The organism is Methanosarcina sp., from assembly GCF_049706645.1.
Classification (GTDB): Archaea; Halobacteriota; Methanosarcinia; order Methanosarcinales; family Methanosarcinaceae; genus Methanosarcina.
Map to the genome: position 1 here is coordinate 35,715 of NZ_JBNAKP010000028.1, position 19,517 is coordinate 55,231.

Here is a 19,517-nt window from a genome sequence, read left to right on the forward strand (position 1 = left end):
AAATAATGAATTGTTTTTAAAAATTGAAAAGACCCGTGTTAATTTGAAACGCGGGAATTCTAATTTCTATTCATTTGAATTTTTATTTCTTCGAGTTTCGTTTCTTTAAATTCTATTTCTTCAGGTTTTGTTTCTTTAAACTGTGTTTCTTCAGGTTTTGTTTCTTTGTCTTTGAACTTTATTTTCCTGCTTTTTTATCTTTCCTGATTTATTTCCTGGTAAGTTCACGTATCTTTTCCTGAACCATTCCAATATCTCCGCCGCCTTTTGTGAAGAAATAAGCAGCTCCGCCGACTATTAACAGGACAATGGCTCCAAGAGCATAGAGCAGTAAGGAAGACTTTTCTTTTACGGTGTAGGTTGCGGTTTCTCCTCCAACTTCTACCCTGTAGGTTCCTGGCACCTCTTCTACGTGTTCAAAGGTTACAGTGTCATTTTTCCCTATATCCAGGGAAATTTCTTTTGAGTCGGTTACGTTTCCGTTAACAAGCAATTCTACACTCTTATTCCCTGCAGCATTGCCTGTGTTTCCGACATCAACCGAGATTGTCGCATCTTTTCCTGCACTTACTTCCAAAGGCTCAACTACCAGGTTTGAGAATTCGAAGATAGCTTCAAAGTCTCTTACTTTTACATTTGCTTCCTGGTTCAGGAATCCTTCCTTTGTTATTTCCAGTTTAAGAGTACCGCTTCTATCTGTCGTATAGACAGCTTTTCCGTCGGACCCTGTTTTGTTAACGACATTACCATTAATTGAGATGTTTGCATCTTCAATAGGATCGCCACCGATTGCCTCGACAATCTCAATTTTCAGGGTGTCGCCGACATAAACTGTCTCAGGTGAAATGCTAAATGTCATCTTCTCTCTCGGAGGAATGACGTTGATATTCTTGTTTGCAGTTTTGTAATCGTCTTTTTCTGCAGTTATCTTGAGGGGTCCTACCTCTTCAGCAGTATACTCAACGATTCCGTCATCCTTGGTTTCGCCTACACTACTTTCGTTGACCGATACTGTGGCACCTTCTACTGCTTCTCCACCTGCAGTCACTTCGATATTAAATTTGTCATTGGCATAGACTTCATCTGGTACGGTTATTTTCAATGAGTTACTGCTGTTTCCTTCACCGCCGGTTTCAACCTCCACAAAGGGATAGAACCTGAGGGTACTGTCATCAGCAGTCTTGAAACTGACATTGCCCATAATCTCGATGGTTTCATCCTGGCCAAGTCCGATATCATCATCGTTTTTCATTATAATGCCGCTTTCTGAGACACTGCTAACCTCCATCTCGCCAAAGGTATCTCCATTGTTGATTTCAGTATAATCGTCCGAGAGCTGGAAAACACCCTGTACGAAAACAGCAGAGGTCTCAGTGCCTGAGAAAACTGTGCCGAAATGGATTATGATGAGGGGTACGTCTGTTGCTTCTCCAAGATCAGTCTCATAGACATAGTTATCACCTGAGGTGACAAAGGCTTCATCTACTACATCTCCATCCTTTTCGAGCTGGACCCAGACAGATTCTCCATTAACATCAACTTCGTTGATATTCAGGGAATAACCCTCTTCAAGGGTAAGGGCAGAACCTGAATTCATGGACTCTTTGTCATCACTGTCTGTAAGAACTTTACAAAGGATACTGTCCGAAAGGAGGCTCACATCATCAACAGCTCCTTTAACGGAACCATCAGTATATCCGGCAAAGTACTTCTCTGCCATGAAACCAACAACTGTGAAGTTGCCCCATTCTTTGTGTTCAAAATCAACAGCCTGAGGTTCGGATTTGTAGAGAAGTTTGCCTGGAGGTATATCCCCGTTCCCAAACTCTTCTACTGTCAGGTTTTCAGTCCCAATTCCTTCATCTATGTTGTAATAGAAACCTTCAAAATTAAAGGGCGTCCAGCTAGGAGGTTTGTTGTTAATCTTCTCGTCATAGACAGTCCCGCGCAGCTCGTAAATACCGGCTTCCGAGGTGTCAAGGACCGGGGCAAAGCGCAGTTTGCTGTCATCAGCGACCTGAATCTGTATTTTACCCATAAGGTCTATTGTTTCTCCCTGATCAAGTCCGACGTTATCATCATTCTTCATTTTTATTTCACTGCTGCTAAGGGAGGTTACTTCCATTTCTCCAAAGGTGTCTCCGTTTTCAAGTTCGACATAATTATCCGAAATCTGGAAGAGACCCTGTACGAAGACAGCAGAGGTCTCGGCTCCTGCAAATACTGTGCCGAAATGGACAATTATTATGGGTACTTCTTCTGCTTCTCCAAGATCGGTTTCATAAGCATAGTTATCACCTGAGGTGACAAAGGCTTCGTCTACTACATCTCCGTCCTTTTCGAGCTGGACCCAGACAGATTCTCCATTAACATCGACCTCCACGATATTCAGGGAATATCCTTCTTCGAGGGTAAAAGAATCTCCAGAATATGCGGAGTTTTTATCGTCGCTGTCGATTAGAATCTTGGAAAGGACACCGTTGGAAATAGGGCTGACATCATCCCCTATAACTTTGGAACCATCTGTAGTATAGCCTGCGAAGTATTTCTCAGCCATGAATCCTATTATCTGGTACGAGCCCCAATTACCGTATTCAAAATCGGTTTCAGTAGGTTTTGTGACGTACTCAATATTCCCTGAATCTATGCTTCTGTCTTTTATATCTTTAATAGTCATGTTTTCTGAAGATACTCCAGAGTCAAGATCATAATAGAAGCCTGAATAACTCTGGGCAGTCCATGTGTAAGTTTCGGGCATTCCCTCTTCCCAGATTCTGTATCCGCTGTTTGCGGAACTTACTTTGATATCTTTACTCGATGTTCGCTGGTTCCCACTGGTATCGGTTATAGTTAAGGTCACCTTGTATGTGCCTGCACTGGTGTAGGTATATGTAGGGTTCTGTTCTGTGCTGTTTGAACTTCCTTCTCCGAAATTCCATTCCCAGGATTTAGCATCGGTTGATTTATCATTAAAGGTAACAGTTAAAGGAATTATTCCTTCGGTAACGCTTGTTTCAAAAGCAGCAGCCGACTCTGTTGGAGCTAATGCGGTAATGTAAACATCATTTTTCGTATTAGATGTCCCATTGGCATCGGTTACGGTCAGGCTTACCTGGTACTTCCCTGCGCTGGTATAGGTATTTGTAGCATTCTGTTCCTGACTGCTGTTCCCATCTCCAAAACTCCATTGCCGTGATACAGTATTTGTTGATTTGTCAGTAAAGGCAACAGTTAAAGGAATTATTCCTTCCGTAACATTTGCTTCAAAAGCAGCAGCTGACTCTGGAGGTAAAACGTTTATGTAGACATCATTTTTCGTATTAGATGTCCCATTGGCATCGGTTACGGTCAGGCTTACCTGGTGCTTCCCTGCGCTGGTATAGGTATTTGTAGGGTTCTGGTCGATGCTGGTGTTTCCATCTCCGAAGTCCCATTGCCACGAGGTTGCGTTTTCGGATTGATTCTGGAAAGCCACACTCAGAGGCAGGTATCCTTCTGTTATGTTAGCGGTAAAATCTGCGATGGGTGCTGCAGTTGCAGCTCCGCAAAATAATCCTAACACCAGAAGTGCTGTAAATATCTGTAAAATAGCTTTGTTCATGTTTTTATCCTTCTGAACCTTGTGCATAAATTATACTTGTTAACTTTTATGTTAGAAATTTTCAAATTTATTTTGTTTTTATGATCTCTGTGAAATTAAATCAATAACTTTTGCTTTTCTCTATAACTCTAAGTTTTGATCTGGGGGATCTGAGGTCTTGGTTAATTTCTAATCAGGAGGATCTATCAATTGTTTCGGCTTTTAGCTGCTGGTATCCTCGCTGTGCTATAGTTGTAAGCTCGCATTCGGGGGATTCAAGTACGATGCCCGTTTCATACTTCGTGCATTCTCCTATAACAGTTAAGTTACATATATTTTGTACTTTTTTCAGCTTTTGAGGGTCAATTGTAATAAGAAGTTCGAAATCTCCGCCCGTGTAAAGGGCAAGTTCTCTTAGCTCGTCCGAATCTGAAGCAAATTCCCGGACCTCCCTGAGGATAGGAAGGGCATTTTCCCGAATCCTGAAACCCACCCGGCTCTGCCTGGCAAGGTCGTAAAGGGACATTGCAAGGCCGTCACTCGTGTCCATCATGGATGTGACTGCTCCGGACCCGGCCAGTTGTCCGGCTTCTTTCGTGCGCGGAATGGGCTCAAAAAGCGCCTTCAGGATGGTTTCACTTACTGGCTTTCTCGACTGGAGAGCTTTCAGAGCTGCTCCTGCTGCTCCTGTATATCCCGTGACGCAGACAAGGTCCCCTGGCCTTGCTCCGCGCCGGAGAAGGAGCTGGCTTTTCTTTACCCTGCCCAGTGCCGTCCCTGTCATTGTCAGTTCTGCGTGGGTGTCAAGATCGCCTCCAATAATCGCAGTTCCGCAGAATTCGGCACACGCCTGCATACCTTTTGCAAGTTCTTCAACAAAAGCAATTTCAGTATCTGCAGGCATTCCAATTGCCATAACAAGTCCTACTGGTTCTGCACCCATGGCTGCAACGTCACTGAGGTTTACGGCCGCTGACATCCAGCCCATTTGCCAGGGGCTTATCTCTTCCGGAAAATCCGTGGTCCTATGCAGCATATCAGTAGTAACAACCAGGCAGTCTTCGCCTTTCAGGTCAAGGACGGCGCAGTCATCCGAACCTGCACCTATAAGGATTCCTTCCTGTCCTTTCTTCTTGCCATCAGGGGCTTTAAAAATCTCAGATAAGATGGAGATTAAAGCGCGCTCTCCGATTGAAGATACTCTTGTGTCTTTCATGGTCTTTTTTGAAAAGGATAAGTTTTGCATTCATTTTTATAAACATGTGCCCTCTGTGAGCAAAATGCACTGAGTTTCTCTCCTTTATCTAATTTGTGTAATTTTGCGCGTTACACAAAAATTTAGTAGTATTAACACAGAAATTTTCGGTATTCAGCGAGATATTATTCCAGAAGTTCTAACACCTCTCCGCAAGCATCGAACAAATAAATTTTCTTGAATAAATTTCTCGAATAAATTTCCCAAGTGCTTCATTTTGCCTTTTATCTTTTGGGATGTATAAGACTTTTGTAAACTTCAAATTCATTTGAACTTAAAATCTGGTTTTCCATAAAAGGTCTGAAAGAAAAGTTTGAAAAGAGAAAGTGCTAGAGTTTGAAAAGGGAAATAAAGAGTAACTGAAGAAAAAGAATTAAATAAAAAGTTACGAAGAAAAATAACTGAAGAAAAATAACTGAAAAATATAAATTTAAAAAAGAAGAATTGGAAATATCATCTCGAATCGGAAATGATTTCCTCTCCGCCTTCTTTTGTTCTTATTCTCACATTTCCCAGAAAGCTTTTTGCGATTCCCCCAAGTTCGTATAGTTCTTTCCTTTTCAGAGCCCGTATTTCTCTTAAATTTTCCTGCAAGCTGTATTCCGGAATCCCCTGCTGCAATACATACGTAACTTCCCTGTTTTTAATATGTTCCGAGATCCAGGCAGCTATGCTGGCAATTTCGTCCCTGCTTCCGATAAAATCCCTGATTAGTGTTGTCCTGAGTTCCAGTTCCAGGACGCAGGAATTTACAATTTCGAGCGTTTCTATTACAGATGCAGTAATCTGTTCAGAAGTCTTTTTCACGGCTTCAGATTGTCCACAGCCCGTAACTTTCCCGTAAAGTTCGGGATCATCCGGAGGAGCTTTTATATCAATAAAAAATTTATCAATCAGTTTTTGTTTAACCAGTTGCCTGGCCATTTCAGGATAGCAGCCGTTTGTGTGAATCCCAATCGCAAGCCCCATTTCTTTTGCAAACTCTGCAAGAGGCACAATCGCGTCCTGCATCAGGGGTTCCCCTCCTGAAAATACGACTGCACTCACAAAGGGTTTAGATTTTTTAATCTGTTCTTTCACAAAGTCCAGTTCTACGGATTCCCACCCCTGCAGGTAGGGATGGTTCTGGCAGTAGGGGCAACGAAGGGGGCATCCCCGAAAAAAGATAGTGATCACCGCTTTCCCTCTCCAGTCCAGGGTTGAAAGCGGGACAGCACCTGCGTAGTTTACTTTCATGACTTACCGTTTCTCACACTTTTATGTAAAAAGGGTTAAGGAACTCTTACCTGAGTTCCTCCGTACTGTATCGTTTTCTGTCCAGGAGTTCCTGGCGCTTGCCTTTGTTCCAGCCTTCTACGGACTGAAGGTATCCTGTAATCCTTGAGAGGTGCTGCACGTTTTCAGACTTACACTTCGGGCATCTGTCCAGCAGGCCGTCGGCTACATAACCCTCGTCAGTGCACACAGTCATATCCCGGGTAAAGGCAAAGTAACCGGTCTGGGTATTCTTTGCTATATTCATGGCAAGCTCCTGCAAGCCATCAGGATCTGGCTTTCCTTCCCCAAGCCAGATATGCATGATATTTCCGCCGTCTACAATCGGGAAGAAAGTGTGTTCATACCTTATTCTTTCAGGCAGAGACACATTTGCACCAGGCGGGACATGAGTCCCGTTGGTATAGTAGATTGGCAGATCATGAGTCTGGCTTAGCTCTCTTTTTGCAGCCTTCACATCCCCTTTAATTGTGAGCTCGGCTTTGTCAGCATATTGCTTATGCAGGAGGTCCGAAACTGCAAAACGCTGGGCTGTCGTTTCCGCAGGCGTTCTTGCAAGAGCAATTTCCATACCGGTTTCCTGTGAAAGCTTTTGAGCATGCATCTTCATCTCAAACATAGCCCTGATTGCAAGCTTATATGCATCTGGAGACTCGTGGATCTGGCGGCCTGTATGGTACTGAACCATTTCATTAATCCCTACTATTCCTATAGTATACACCAGGCTTTCGAAATCCACAGCCATTGCCCCTTTTTCCTCGGTATTCGGATCTTTGGGACACTGCGCTGCAAACGGAATCCTGTTTTTCTTGATCAGGCTGTTCATCCATTTTCGCTTGATTTTGAAGATTTCCACACCCCTGTTCATCAGGGTCTTGAGCTCATTGAAAAGTTTTTCGTCATCATGTTCAGCCCTGTATGCGGCCCTGGGACAGTTTAAAGACAGGACCATCCATGAGCCCATTGAAAAGTGTTTTCCGTTCTTGAAATGAAGTTTGTCATTGAATTCTTTATCATCCGTAGGGTTTGCAGAAAACTGATAGGCACAGCATTGATAACATGAAATTCCCTCTCCTGCGCCCCTGTATTCCGGAAGCTGGTTATCAAAATAGGGAGTCCCGAATTTAGCAGCCAGCTCAAAGGTCATTCTGTACAGCCCTCTGTAAGTCGGAAGCTCGGGATGTGTCCTGTTGAATTCCTCATTTTCTTCCATAAAGTCAGGCTCAATGGAAATCTCGGGCTTGGGGAAACTGAAAGGTTTGCCCCAGGCGTCTCCTTCAAGCATGACATCCATGAGAGCCTTAAATCCAAGGCGAACTTCTTTTTCGAATTCTCCATAGGTTCTGAGCGGAGCCTGTTTGCCGTCCCAGACCTTACCCATAGCAACAATCGGAATGTTTCTCCAGAGCTTTGGAACGCCGGGGGAAAGCTGTACGGATGAAAAGACCGTCTGTCCGCCTCTTGCGCACATCATCTGCATCATTTCATAGACGAACATCTGCATAAGCTGTCTGATCTCGGTTTCGGACTTGCCTTCCAGATAGGGAGCCATAAAAGTCAGGAAATTGTAAAAACCCTGCCCACCTGCGAAATTGGTCTGAGCCGAACCCATAGCTTTTACGGCATGAAGGAAAGCTACCTCGGCATTCTTTGCAGGCTTTGCCACGCTTGATTGGGTTCCTACCCCGTCAGGCATAAGCCCATAGTAAAAAAAGTATCGAAGATCCCAATCCTGGCAAAAAGGCCTGGTGCCCATGTACTCAAGGTCATGTATATGAAAATCCCCATTCAGGTGTAAGTCTGCAAGCTCTTTTGGCATCAGAAGGAGATTCTGTTCCTTGGACATCTTGTCGGCTTTTCTTTTATGTGAGGTTTCGGCGTTATTTAGCTGGTTTGCGTTATCGTTTGCCTCAAAGCCGTATCCGGAATCGATTTCATATGCATCGTAGACCGAAGCCCCGACCCTGGTCATGATATTTCTCCACTCGACATGACCCCTGTCAAGCAGGATATTGTTTACGATTTCCCGGATAAGAGGACCTGATAGGAACTTGATATTCATCTTTCGAATAATCTTTTCAGCTTCCTTTGCAATCTCAAGGGCTTCTTCTTTTGTGATTGAAGGTTTATTATAGAAAATTTCGCTTAGTTTTGTTTCTTTCAGGAGCTGGTTTACAATGATGTTCCTATCCCAGTTAAGAATGAAACCATCGGTTGTCCTTACCTTCGGGAGTGGGGAGACGGACAGCCCGTCAAGGGTCTTTTGCACTGGCTGGTTGTCAGACAACTCGTCATCATTGGGGAGAGGAGAGACGGACAACTCTTCAAGCGGCTTCTGCGCTGATTGGTTGTCAGATAACTGGTCATCGGGTAAGAGGATCTCGGCTGTCATTTTCTCATCTTCAGTAACTGTTTTAAGAAAGGAATTTGCAGAATTATTCAAGTTATTTCTAATTTTCAGATCGCTTTCATCACAGGATTCCCTGGATTTTCTCAGGGTTTACTTCTCCCCCACGGAAGAGTTCCTCGTGCGTAAGGAAAGTATCATTAATCTGTAAAACAGGTGCTGTCACTGTGAAGACGCCGTTGAAACGCAGTTCCGTTAGAGCCTCGGGAGTAGACATATCTGCTATCTCGAAAGCAACTGAGTGTGCTTCCAGGAAATTTTTTAATTTATTGCATTTCGGACAGCGTTCCGTTGTATACACTATTATTTTTGCCATGCTTTATGTCCCTCTGATTTTTACTCTAATTCTTAATCTGATTTTTAGTTGCCGTTTTTTGCGCGGGATTTGTTCCCTTCTTACATATTGTGTTTATTTCCATTGTTTACAGAGTGAGCGCGCAGGTACAGGGCGCATTACACCAGTAAAACAAAACCCCACATGGGTTACCATTCCTCAGCTAACCCTTATAATCCCTATAAATGTGTATTCTCAAGTGTCAGTCAGTAATATCGGAACAGGGTGCAGCTTCTAAAAAATACCCCTCTGGATATAGTTTGTCCATTCTATTGAATGGAGACGGCCTTTATTTTCAGGTAAATATTCTGAATGCCGTATGACTTAATAATGGTTTTTCACCTCAGGTCTGGATACAATAACACCTTTATTTTGTATACAATGATCCTCTCTTTGTTATCAGATCTGGTAATAGATTTAAGGATTCCTGTTTTTGAAAAACGGCTCTCTTTAAAAAGACAATTTCAAGCACAGGAGGCTTTAAAAGACATATGAAGTCGCTTTGCCGGATACAGGTACGGCTAACATATATAAGGCATTATTCCTTGAAACTCTGGAAGATAATACTGAGAGATTGTCCCCATTTTCAGCGTACTGTTGTGAAATCTTTTTTTCTTCGACTCAGGGCTGGAAATTGATAGCTGAGCATTTCTTTTATATCCGCTTTACAGTTTTTATTCCTTTTAGAAAATCTTTAATCTTCCTGAAAAGGTTGAAAATTACAAAAAAACGTTATATCATGGGTCAGTTATATTTATCAAGCAGAAAAAGAGGTGTCACTTCATAGAGAAATTATTATCTTCCGGCTGCAAGCCCCTTGACGAACTTCTGGGAGGAGGTTTCGAGAAAGGCATCGTAAATCAAATCTTCGGACCTGCAGGAACCGGGAAAACAAATATCTGTATCCAGCTTGCAGTGGAATGCGTAAATCAAGGGCAGAGGGTCATCTTCATAGATACCGAAGGGCTTTCCCCTGCCCGCTTCAAGCAGATTGCAGGAGAAAATGCGAAAGAGATAGCCAGGAGTATCATTATCTACGAACCCCTGAACTTTGAAGAGCAGTATGCGGCCGTAAGGGAAGTGGAGAAAATAGCAGGCGAGAATATCGGTCTAGTGATACTGGATTCTGCAACCTCATACTACAGGTACGAGCTTGAAGACGATGAGACAGGCATCAAAAGCCGCAGAGAACTTGCCAGCCAGATAGGATTTTTACATGCTCTTGCCCGCAAACACGGTTTTGTTGCCGTCATAACCAACCAGGTATATTCCGATATTACTTCAGGAGGGGTGCGCCCGCTTGGCGGCAGTTCCCTGGAACATATCTCAAAGATGATCATCCGGCTGGAAAAAACAGGTGAAGGAACCAGGCGCGCCATTCTGTACAAACACCGCTCCCGTCCGGAAGGTTCGAGTGCGGAGTTTAGAATTACGGCTGAAGGAATTCGCTAAACCGGATAAAAGAAATCGGAAAGGAGTTCTTGAAAAAGCTTTCTAAAAACGATTCCACACAGAAAAACTTAATTTCTGAGTGGAATAAAACTTAAACTCTGATTTAAAAGTTTAATTCTGGATAAAAACCTGAAATTCCCGGGCACTCCCGGGATTCTTCGAAATCTACTTTTTACAGGAATTTGTCCCGGTTTAACGTTCCCGGGTTCCGGCGATAAACTCTTCAGTCCGCCTGTAAGCCTCATCGTCAGGGTACTGGATGGCCGGATGTTTCATAAAATATGAAGCCGGAGAATATAGCACTCCACCGATTCCACGGTCAAGAGCCAGCTTACAGCAGCGAATGGCATCGATTACCACACCTCCGGAATTAGGAGAGTCTTCTACCGAAAGCCTGAGTTCAAGGTTCATGGGCACATCTCCAAAAAGCTTGCCTTCCATTCTCAGAAAACATACTTTATTGTCCTTTTGCCAGGCTACGTAGTCGCTAGGTCCTATGTGAATGTTATCGTCTGCAAGCTTCCGGGAGAGCACGGACTGAACGGCTTCGGTTTTTGATTCCCTTTTGGAAGCAAGCCTGTTCCTGTTGAGCATGTTAAGGAAATCCGTATTCCCTCCGGTATTGAGCTGGTATGTCCTTTCGAGCTTTACGCCTCGTTTTTCGAAAAGGCTTGCAAGAACCCTGTGCGTGATAGTAGCTCCGAGCTGGGCTTTGATATCATCGCCAATAATCGGAATATTCTTTTCTTCAAACTTCTTTGCCCATTCAGGATTGCTTGCGATAAAAACAGGCATATTGTTTATAAAAGCCACACCTGCTTCAAGGGCACACTCGGTGTAAAAACGGACTGCTTCTTCAGAACCTACAGGCAGGTAATTGAGAAGCATCTCGGCACCCGAATTCTTAAGTTCGTTCACAATATCTGCTTTTGTGGCTTCCTGTTCCTTGCTGACAACAAAGGTATAACTCTCCTCATAATTCTTCATATGCTCAGAGACCCCGTCAAGGACCCTGCCCATCTTAACCTTCACACCTGTGGCCGGAACATCAGGACAAAAAACCGCTGTGCAGTTCGGGGGGGCAAAGATAGCCTCGGAAACATCTTTTCCTACCTTCCTGGCATCGATATCAAAGGCAGCAACGACTTCGATATCGCCGGGCTTATACCCTCCAATTTCCCTGTGCATAAGTCCTATGGGCTCTTTACCTTCTACTTTGTAGTACTCAATGCCCTGTATCAAAGAGCTTGCACAGTTCCCGATCCCTGCAATTGCTATTTTTATTTTTGTCATAAGCGCTTACTCTCCGATGAATATCCAGATTCTCATAAACCGCATTAATGAAATAACCACATTAATGAAATGACAGATCTTTTACGATTTCTGAAATCTACAGATTCAAGGATTTACGGATTCAAGGTCCCTGAAATTTAAGAATTTGTATTTCTGAGAATATGACTTCCTGTATCTCAGCTATGGATTTTAAACCTTGTCTTATTTGCTCTGTTACTCTATAAATCTATTATATCTAAGTTTGCCTCTCTGGGAAAAGATGGCATGTTTATTTATATATACCTAATACGTGTTATTTATTTTTTAAACAAAATTTTTATTCTGAGAGCTGGCCGCAGGGAGCTTCACCTGCTAGAATTTTTCCAGCCATTCTTAAGTTTAAGGATAGGTATCTGTAATTAATTTCATTTTAATTAACACATTTAATTTTAAATTTGTCAGGTTGCGCGGAGAAACAAAGAAGAGAGGGCAACAAGAGAAGAATGTGATTAGCCCTGTGAGTTGAATAAGTTTTTATCTGATGGGAAGCTTGAAAAGAAAACCGGAAATTTCTCCGGCAGAACCTGATGCTTACATCGGAAAGTGATCTAATGAGGACAATTGACTGGAAGGAAGAGTCCAACTCCGTAGTGCTGGTAGACCAGACCCTGCTCCCGAAAGAGTACAGGATCATAGAATGCAAAACCCTGAGTTCTCTCTGCGAGGCTATAAAGGCTCTCAGGATAAGAGGTGCACCTGCTCTCGGTGCAGCAGGAGGTTTCGGGATTGCCCTTGCAGCTTTCCTGAGCGGAGCCAGAGATATCGATACAATAACAAGAGACCTTGAAGTTGCGGGAAAAACCCTTAAGTCAACTCGCCCCACGGCGGTAAATCTTAGCTGGGGTGTAGACCGAGTCCTGAGAGCGATTTCGGATGCCTTTGATGTTCAGGGAGTCCGGGACATTGCCCTTCAGGAAGCCAGGGATATTGCGGAAGAAGATGTAGCCATTAACAGGTTAATAGGCAAATCCGGGGCAAAATTCCTGAAGGATGGAGATACCGTACTCACACACTGTAACGCAGGCAGGCTCGCCTGTGTAGACTGGGGTACAGCCCTTGGGGTTGTGCGTTCGGCTATTGCTGAAGGTAAAGATATCAAGGTCGTTGCCTGTGAGACCAGGCCTCTTAACCAGGGAAGCAGGATCACTGTATGGGAGCTGATGCAGGATAAAATTCCAGTAACCCTTATCTCGGACTCCATGGCTGGCTGGGTAATGCGGCAGGGACTTGTAGACAGCGTGCTTGTAGGAGCTGACAGGATTACCCAGGATGTAATTTTCAACAAAATAGGCACATATTCCCTTTCCATTCTTGCAAAAGAGCATGAAATTCCCTTCTACGTAGCAGCCCCTATCTCTACTTTTGATTTCAATGGCTGGGAAGGCAGCGTAAAAATCGAGATGCGAAATCCGGATGAACTTCGCTTTTTCGGTTCTGAGCAGCTTGCCCCGGAAGACGTGGAGGTTTACAATCCTGCTTTTGACGCAACTCCCATGGAAAACGTAACTGTGGTATTTACTGAGAAAGGAATATTCTACCCGCCCTTCCTGCTGGACGAGGTACTTGTTTGAGATTGCCCGCTTAAAGGGGATGGACTCCAATCAACCCTTCTGAACTCTGGCTGTTAAGAAATTTCTCTGCTGGATTTATATATCAGAACTGTAAATTATGTGATAATCACCAAAGTTAATAGGAAATTAAACAGTTAGGTTAAATTTCCTAGATTTTAACTGTCAATCTCCAGATAAACTATCAATTCCCAGATAATTATTTTATCACATGCCAGAACAATCTATTACAGGCAGATATAATAATGAAATTCATATTCTAATTATATTCTAATTAAATATTCACAGGTGTTAACACATGGCTAAAAAATCAGGTACCGGGCTCCAGTCCTCTGCAGGGCTCATGCGCTATTATGAAGCAGATAAAAATGCAGTTCACATCCAGCCCAAGACAGTGCTGATTATCGGCGCCATTACTGGCATAGCAGTATTATTCTTAAGTGCTGCAAACGGTTTCTGGCCGTAACCACAATTCTTTTGGCAGGGTTCCCTTGAGCAGGCGTAGTTCAGGAAAAAAAGAAAGCAAACACAGGGCTTTTTCAGGGACCAGAACCTCTAAACCCGCAGTTTTTCTCCTGGGTTTTCTCCTCATACTTGTAGGTATTTTTAGGGTCCTGTACAATCCTTCCGGTTCTGCAGACGCTGCGGCTCCCTGGGAGGTTTCGGAAGCAGGCACTCTAACTTTTCCAGAAAGAGAAGAGCCAGCATTTACAGCTCAGAAAATCGAAGATCTATACGCCCCTGAAGACTCCGATACTTTAAAATTACTGTCTTTTGAAAGCCGGGGGGAAAATCTTCAGGCTCTCTTAAGGCTTCCTGCAAAATCCTCTTCTCCTCTGGGCCTGGTTCTGCTGCCTGGAGCAGGGGTTAACAAGGAAGCCGAGCAGGGACTGGCTGTGGAACTCTCTAAGATGGAGTATGCAACTCTCACTCTTGACCAGCGCAATCTCGGCGGCATAAACATGGAAAGAGACCTTGAACTTTTCAGGGCCGGCCTTGAGCCCCTGGAATATAGCATGGTTTACGACGCCCTCAAAGCCTCAGACGTGCTTGCGGCCCAGCCGGAAATCGATCCTGACACCTATCTCTCCACCTTACTGCCTGCGAAATTCGTGCAGATTCATTCCTTTAATGATACCGTAATCTCCCACGACCTGGCACTCCGAACCTTTGCCCTTGCGAAAGAGCCGAAAGCGATGTATAACGTCACTGAGGCAACACACGGATATACGGCCTCAATGCGCCCTTATCTTGAAAAGGAACTCGCTCTTCTTTTGAAAGTAAAGAATATGGGCTTAATCCCCAGCTGAATTTATTGAAACAGAAATATCCTGTATATGAAAATCATTTTGCGTATGAAAACTTCTCAGCCTCTCTCAAGCCTGCGGGAAATTCATGGAATCGGTGAACGGGTAGCTGACAGGCTGATTGAGCACTTCGGAACTGAAGCTGCAGCTCTTCAGGCTATTTGCGAGGGAGATATAGCTTCGCTTTCCGAAATCAACGGTATCAGCCACAATTTTGCCCTTTCCCTTGCCAGGGATGCCAGATCCAGAGCTGAGGGCTGTTCGATTTCCGATTTTCTCAAAACAAAGGAAGCTCTGGAGCTTTATTCCCGCCTGCTTGAACTGATAAAAAGTTTTGCCCATACCACGCACGCCAGGGATAAGCTGAACCTTTTTTACCCTTTACCTGCTTCACGCATGGATCTCATTCAGGAGAGGCAGGCTTTCGTAGGAGAGTATCTTGAACTGGGAGATGCCTTTTCCGAAAATTCTGAGTTTCTGCAACTGCTTACCAGGGTCAGGAAGCTCAGGCCAGTGCCAGCTAACCTGAGAGTCAGAGACCGGATAATCCTCTGCGGAGACTCAAAAATCCTGAAAGCAGCCAGAGAAAAATTCCAGGCCTTTTTGCCTGTCCAGGGCGTAGAAAACCTCTCGGAATTTGTGGACCTTGCAAGAGGTTATTCCAGCGTGATTGTTTTTGACGACACCTATCTTGGGTTTGACCTGCCTGAAGACCTTGAACCCGAATATTTCCAGGACCTTTCCAGAGCTGAACTCTACCAGGTTTTGCCTGAAAAAGAACTGGCTTTTTTTGCACGGAACCTGGATTGCGTCCGCGCCTGCCTGAATATAGTATCGGCTCTGCGCTCCGAAGAATTCGGGTTCTTTGAGGCGCTCCCGGAAGAGAAGCTCGATATACTCGATGCAGCTCTTTCAAAACTCGGAGAGGATGGAAAGCCTGTTGAAGGGTTTGATCCTGAACTTGACAGGCTCGGAGCAGCTCTGCAAAACCTTGACCCTGTACTGACTTCGGTCCTGAATGAGGCTAACCGGCGCATGAACCGGACCCTTGAAGCAAGTTCGCTTACCCTGAGCGGGCAGGAACTCATCAAGCTTGTGACCGGGGGAATGGAGATTAAAGACCTGCTTGCAAAGGAACTCAATAGGATCTATAAAGCTGAGATTGAAGCCGTAAAAGAAGAACTTGCTGAAAAGCTAGGGCTTCAGAGGCAGGAAAAATTAATGCTTGATTCCCTTTTTCCTGATGAGATTTCCTATCCTCTGAGTGCAGACCAATCCCAGCTGCAGCTTCTCAGGCAAAAGTTGAATAATACCCTTGAAAAAGCAAGGCTTGCCCGAAAAAGGGAGCTTGCAAAAACGCTCTCAGCGTTTCACCAGCCTGTAGAAAAACTTGTCAGGGAAGTCCTGGATTTTGACCTGGGCTTTTCACTGGCCTGCTTTTCGGCAAAATTCCAGCTGAAACTCCCGGAACTAATTCCTGAAACCGGAATAGGTTTTAAAGCCGGAGAAAACCTTTTTTTAAAAGCCCGCCACGGAGAAATCGATCCTGTCAGTTATTCCATCGGAAAAACCGGTTTTTCCCCTGCAGGCCTGGAAAGCAGGGTTGTACTTTTGAGCGGAGTAAACTCAGGGGGCAAGACTTCCCTGCTCGAACTCCTTGCCCAATGCGTAATCCTTGGATATATGGGCTTTCCGGTTCCTGCAAAAGAGCTTGAACTCGGGCCTATTGAGGAATTCTACTACTTCGGGAAATCAAAAGGAACCCTGGATGCAGGAGCTTTTGAAACCACCCTGAGGCAATTCTCAGTGCTCTCCGAAGCCTCGGGAAAACTGGTGCTTGCCGACGAACTCGAATCGATCACCGAGCCTGGAGCTTCTGCGCGGATTATAGCAGGAATCCTTGAATATTTGTCCAGAAATGAACAGAGTCTTGGGATTTTTGTTTCCCACCTTTCGGAACTGATTCTTGAAAATACCGGAGCAGAGATAAGAGTAGATGGAATTGAAGCAGAAGGCCTGGATTCTCATCTGGAACTGATCGTAAACCGGAATCCTGTGTACAATCGTATTGCTCGAAGCACTCCCGAGCTGATTGTTGAACGGTTGCTCAGGAAAACCACGGGAAAAGAGCAGGAGTTTTATTCACATTTAAAAGATAAATTTAAAACTGGCTCAAAAGCAGAATCTTAAAAACTTAGGCAAGTATTTTAAAATATATTAATACAGAACCTACCCTGGATATCCCGATCTTTTCTGGTAATCTTTCAGTACTTTTTTTTCCTTTTAACCCAGAGCACCTTTTTTTTGCTTTTGTCAATAATCGCCTTTAAGAGATAACGTTATAAATCTTTAGTTCTATATATTAATAAATAGTAATGAGTTGGCGGAGATTCCGTAGAGTCCTGAAAATCCGGTCAATACAAAAGTTTATATAGGCGTTGGTGTCAATGCATCTCCGATAACTTAATATGGAGATTGCCTTTCCCCCTATGCAGTGAATACAAAACTGTAATCGGCTAAAAGGGTTGGTGTAATTAAGGGAACATTTCCCTGAGGCTGACTATCTCAGGTCGTTTAAGTAGACCCGGGGGCTACCTTCTTTTCAACCCAGTAAACCGGGTGACGATCAGGTAATGAAATTGAATTATGAAATGCAGAGATTCTATCTTCCGATCTTTTATGATTTTTCAAAGGCGGATCTGAAGAAGTGCAAAACCCAGGCCACGCGTGATAGTAATGGAGCGGAACTTCCCCATTCAGTGTGCAGATTTTGATAGGCTGGTTATGGATAATGTTGATGGAGCTCGGGTAGAAGTTTCCGGTATGCCTGATCTCAGTGATCCATGTTTATATACGGACCGGGAATATAGCTGGCTTCAGTTCAATGACAGGGTACTCGAAGAAGCTTTTGACGAGCGCAACCCTCTGCTTGAAAGAGTCAAGTTCCTTTCGATTTTTGGAAGCAATCTTGATGAGTTTTTCATGGTCAGGGTTTCAGGCGTCCAGAGAAGAATAGCGGAAGCTCTAAAAGACGACCGGACAGATGAACTGGCGCAGGAACAGCTTCGTATCATTCGGGACGAGCTTCTCAGGCAGCTTCCTCTCAATGACAGCTGCTGGAACGAAAGCCTTGAACCTGCTCTACGGGAAAAAGGAATTAAAGTTCTTAATTATTTTGAGCTTTCCGGGAAGGAAAGAAGAAAGTTAAGAGATTATTTCGAGAGAAACATTTTCCCTTTACTGACTCCTCTGGGTTTTGATTCAGGGCATCCTTTCCCTCACATTTCCAATCTCAGCCTTAACCTTGCAGTATTAATTGATGATCCGGATTACGGGGAACGCTTTGCAAGGGTCAAGATCCCTCCGATGTTCACGAGACTCATAGTTGTTCCTGAAGATGACCAGGAGAGAATAACTTCCAGTCTGGAGGAGCTGAAAACAGGGCGTTTTGTCTGGCTGGAACAGCTTATTGCTGCAAATCTTGACCTCCTGTTTCCCGGACAGCGCATTCTCGGAGCTTACCCTTTCAGGATCACACGTGATGCAGATCTCGGATTTGATGAGGATGGGGACAAAGACCTCCTGACCGCTGTAAAACAAAGAGTCGGCAGGAACTATTTCGGGTCGGTTGTCAGGCTTGAGACCGATTATACAATGCCTCCAAGAGTCTCGGATATCCTTCTCAAGAATCTGGAACTTACCGCTTCCCTGATGTTCAGGTCTGCAGCTCCTCTGGGACTTTCAAGTCTTATTAAACTTGCACAGATCAATCGCCCTGATCTTAAATACGAGCCCTTCGAGCCGAAAAAACATTCTCAGCTGGCGAACAAGGAGAAAATTTTTGCGGTTCTGAAAAAGAGAGATATTCTTCTCCACCATCCTTATGACAGTTTCGAATCGGTAATTGATTTCGTGGAAGAGGCTGCCGACGATTCCGATGTTCTGGCAATTAAAATGACCCTGTACAGGGTGGACGATAATTCCAGGATTATCCAGGCCCTTATGAAGGCTGCGGACCGGAAAAAACAGGTAGCGGTTCTGGTGGAACTTAAAGCCCGCTTTGATGAAGAGAACAATATAGGCTGGGCAAAAGAACTCGAACGCAAAGGGGTTCATGTAGCTTACGGCTTTCCAGGGCGTAAAACCCACGCCAAGATGTGCCTTGTGGTCAGGGCTGAAAAAGAAGGCATCAGGTACTATGTGCATATGAGCACGGGAAACTATAACGCTGTCACAGGAAGGCTCTATACCGATTTTGGTTACCTGACAAGCGACTCATTCATAGGCAAGGACATTTCTGACCTTTTCAATGCCCTTACCGGGTATTCGAGAAAGGACCATTATATCAAACTCCTCGTAGCCCCCCAGACCCTCAGGCATCAGATCCTGGAACGCATCAGGCGTGAAATCGACCTGCATGAAAAGTATGGGAACGGGCACCTGATCTTCAAGATGAATTCCCTTGTGGACTACCAGTGCACCCGGGAACTTTACAGGGCTTCCCGGGCCGGAGTAAAAGTAGACCTTATTATCCGGGGAATTTGCTGCCTGAGACCGGGCATTTTCGGGCTCAGCGAAAATATCAGGGTTACTTCGATAGTTGGCCGCTTCCTTGAACATTCCAGGATCTACTATTTCAGGAACGGCGGAAAAGAAGAGGTTTTTATGGGAAGCGCCGACCTTATGCCACGCAACCTGGACAACAGGGTAGAAGTACTCTTTCCGGCATCTGCCGAATACATCTCTATCCTGAGAGATGTAATCCTTGGAACTCACCTCAAAGATAATATAAAAGCCCGCCTGCTGCTCCCTAACGGCAGGACTGAAAGAATTTACCCACAGCCCCAGGAAGAAGAACTGGATTCTCAACTGTGGATGCTTGAGAATAGCAGAAGCTGGGATCTGGACTCTAAGAAAGGCTGAAAAAAGAAATTCTTTTTCTTCCCTTTCCTCACTTTTTTTTCTTCTCTTTCCTCACTTTTTTTCTTCTCTTTCTCTTATCCAGAC

At 44.4% G+C, this 19,517-nt stretch carries 13 protein-coding genes; 6 read left to right on the plus strand and 7 right to left on the minus strand.

Annotated features, from left to right (window positions below; translation table 11 throughout):
* Positions 1-208 precede the first annotated feature (208 nt).
* The 5 genes from ACPK8D_RS11090 to ACPK8D_RS11110 all read right to left on the minus strand — a co-directional run bounded on the left by ACPK8D_RS11090 (position 209) and on the right by ACPK8D_RS11110 (position 8,833).
* Positions 209-3,601 carry an S-layer protein domain-containing protein gene (locus tag ACPK8D_RS11090; protein WP_424717910.1) on the minus strand — a complete coding sequence of 1,131 codons (3,393 nt, stop codon included), beginning with the start codon at positions 3,599-3,601 and terminating at the stop codon, positions 209-211.
* A 172-nt stretch (positions 3,602-3,773) separates the two neighbouring features.
* Positions 3,774-4,796, minus strand: a complete 1,023-nt coding sequence (gene thiL, locus ACPK8D_RS11095; RefSeq protein ID WP_424717911.1) for a thiamine-phosphate kinase — start codon at positions 4,794-4,796, stop codon at positions 3,774-3,776.
* 492 nt (positions 4,797-5,288) lie between these two features.
* Positions 5,289-6,071 carry an anaerobic ribonucleoside-triphosphate reductase activating protein gene (locus ACPK8D_RS11100; RefSeq protein ID WP_424717912.1) on the minus strand — a complete coding sequence of 261 codons (783 nt, stop codon included), beginning with the start codon at positions 6,069-6,071 and terminating at the stop codon, positions 5,289-5,291.
* 46 nt (positions 6,072-6,117) lie between these two features.
* On the minus strand, positions 6,118-8,502 hold the full coding sequence (gene nrdD / locus ACPK8D_RS11105) for an anaerobic ribonucleoside-triphosphate reductase (protein ID WP_424717913.1): 2,385 nt from the start codon (positions 8,500-8,502) through the stop codon (positions 6,118-6,120).
* A 79-nt stretch (positions 8,503-8,581) separates the two neighbouring features.
* On the minus strand, positions 8,582-8,833 hold the full coding sequence (locus ACPK8D_RS11110; protein ID WP_424717914.1) for a glutaredoxin family protein: 252 nt from the start codon (positions 8,831-8,833) through the stop codon (positions 8,582-8,584).
* Between the two features lie 774 nt (positions 8,834-9,607).
* Between ACPK8D_RS11110 and radB the strand changes: the two genes are divergently transcribed.
* Positions 9,608-10,303 (plus strand): DNA repair and recombination protein RadB, encoded by a 696-nt coding sequence (radB, locus tag ACPK8D_RS11115; protein WP_424717971.1) that lies wholly within the window; start codon positions 9,608-9,610, stop codon positions 10,301-10,303.
* A gap of 192 nt (positions 10,304-10,495) precedes the next feature.
* On the opposite strand, the gene ACPK8D_RS11120 is transcribed toward radB, so the two are convergent.
* Positions 10,496-11,596 carry an inositol-3-phosphate synthase gene (locus tag ACPK8D_RS11120; RefSeq protein WP_424717915.1) on the minus strand — a complete coding sequence of 367 codons (1,101 nt, stop codon included), beginning with the start codon at positions 11,594-11,596 and terminating at the stop codon, positions 10,496-10,498.
* Positions 11,597-12,186: 590 nt separating this feature from the next.
* On the opposite strand from ACPK8D_RS11120, the gene ACPK8D_RS11125 reads away from it, so the two are divergent.
* From ACPK8D_RS11125 to ACPK8D_RS11140, 4 genes are all read left to right on the plus strand, one after another.
* Positions 12,187-13,206, plus strand: a complete 1,020-nt coding sequence (locus tag ACPK8D_RS11125; RefSeq protein WP_424717972.1) for an S-methyl-5-thioribose-1-phosphate isomerase — start codon at positions 12,187-12,189, stop codon at positions 13,204-13,206.
* Between the two features lie 295 nt (positions 13,207-13,501).
* The gene (locus tag ACPK8D_RS11130; protein WP_424717916.1) at positions 13,502-13,669 is read left to right on the plus strand and encodes a preprotein translocase subunit Sec61beta; all 168 of its coding nucleotides are present in this window, start codon (positions 13,502-13,504) and stop codon (positions 13,667-13,669) included.
* Positions 13,670-13,694: 25 nt separating this feature from the next.
* Positions 13,695-14,513 (plus strand): alpha/beta hydrolase, encoded by an 819-nt coding sequence (locus ACPK8D_RS11135; RefSeq protein WP_424717917.1) that lies wholly within the window; start codon positions 13,695-13,697, stop codon positions 14,511-14,513.
* Positions 14,514-14,558: 45 nt separating this feature from the next.
* Positions 14,559-16,700 carry a MutS-related protein gene (locus tag ACPK8D_RS11140; protein WP_424717918.1) on the plus strand — a complete coding sequence of 714 codons (2,142 nt, stop codon included), beginning with the start codon at positions 14,559-14,561 and terminating at the stop codon, positions 16,698-16,700.
* Positions 16,701-16,704: 4 nt separating this feature from the next.
* Here ACPK8D_RS11140 and ACPK8D_RS11145 read toward each other — a convergent pair whose 3' ends face one another.
* The gene (locus tag ACPK8D_RS11145) at positions 16,705-16,827 is read right to left on the minus strand and encodes a hypothetical protein (protein WP_424717919.1); all 123 of its coding nucleotides are present in this window, start codon (positions 16,825-16,827) and stop codon (positions 16,705-16,707) included.
* A gap of 419 nt (positions 16,828-17,246) precedes the next feature.
* On the opposite strand from ACPK8D_RS11145, the gene ppk1 reads away from it, so the two are divergent.
* Complete coding sequence (gene ppk1 / locus ACPK8D_RS11150; RefSeq protein ID WP_424717973.1) at positions 17,247-19,433, plus strand: polyphosphate kinase 1; 2,187 nt, start codon at positions 17,247-17,249, stop codon at positions 19,431-19,433.
* The last annotated feature ends 84 nt before the right edge of the window (positions 19,434-19,517 follow it).

Coding starts and splice junctions, on each gene's coding strand:
- ACPK8D_RS11130 (WP_424717916.1), top strand. CDS start 13,502: ATGGCTAAAAAATCAGGTACCGGGCTCCAGTCCTCTGCAGGGCTCATG.
- ACPK8D_RS11120 (WP_424717915.1), bottom strand. CDS start 11,596: ATGACAAAAATAAAAATAGCAATTGCAGGGATCGGGAACTGTGCAAGC.
- ACPK8D_RS11140 (WP_424717918.1), top strand. CDS start 14,559: ATGAAAACTTCTCAGCCTCTCTCAAGCCTGCGGGAAATTCATGGAATC.
- ppk1 (WP_424717973.1), top strand. CDS start 17,247: ATGGAGCGGAACTTCCCCATTCAGTGTGCAGATTTTGATAGGCTGGTT.
- thiL (WP_424717911.1), bottom strand. CDS start 4,796: ATGAAAGACACAAGAGTATCTTCAATCGGAGAGCGCGCTTTAATCTCC.
- ACPK8D_RS11125 (WP_424717972.1), top strand. CDS start 12,187: ATGAGGACAATTGACTGGAAGGAAGAGTCCAACTCCGTAGTGCTGGTA.
- ACPK8D_RS11100 (WP_424717912.1), bottom strand. CDS start 6,071: ATGAAAGTAAACTACGCAGGTGCTGTCCCGCTTTCAACCCTGGACTGG.
- ACPK8D_RS11110 (WP_424717914.1), bottom strand. CDS start 8,833: ATGGCAAAAATAATAGTGTATACAACGGAACGCTGTCCGAAATGCAAT.
- ACPK8D_RS11090 (WP_424717910.1), bottom strand. CDS start 3,601: ATGAACAAAGCTATTTTACAGATATTTACAGCACTTCTGGTGTTAGGA.
- nrdD (WP_424717913.1), bottom strand. CDS start 8,502: ATGACAGCCGAGATCCTCTTACCCGATGACCAGTTATCTGACAACCAA.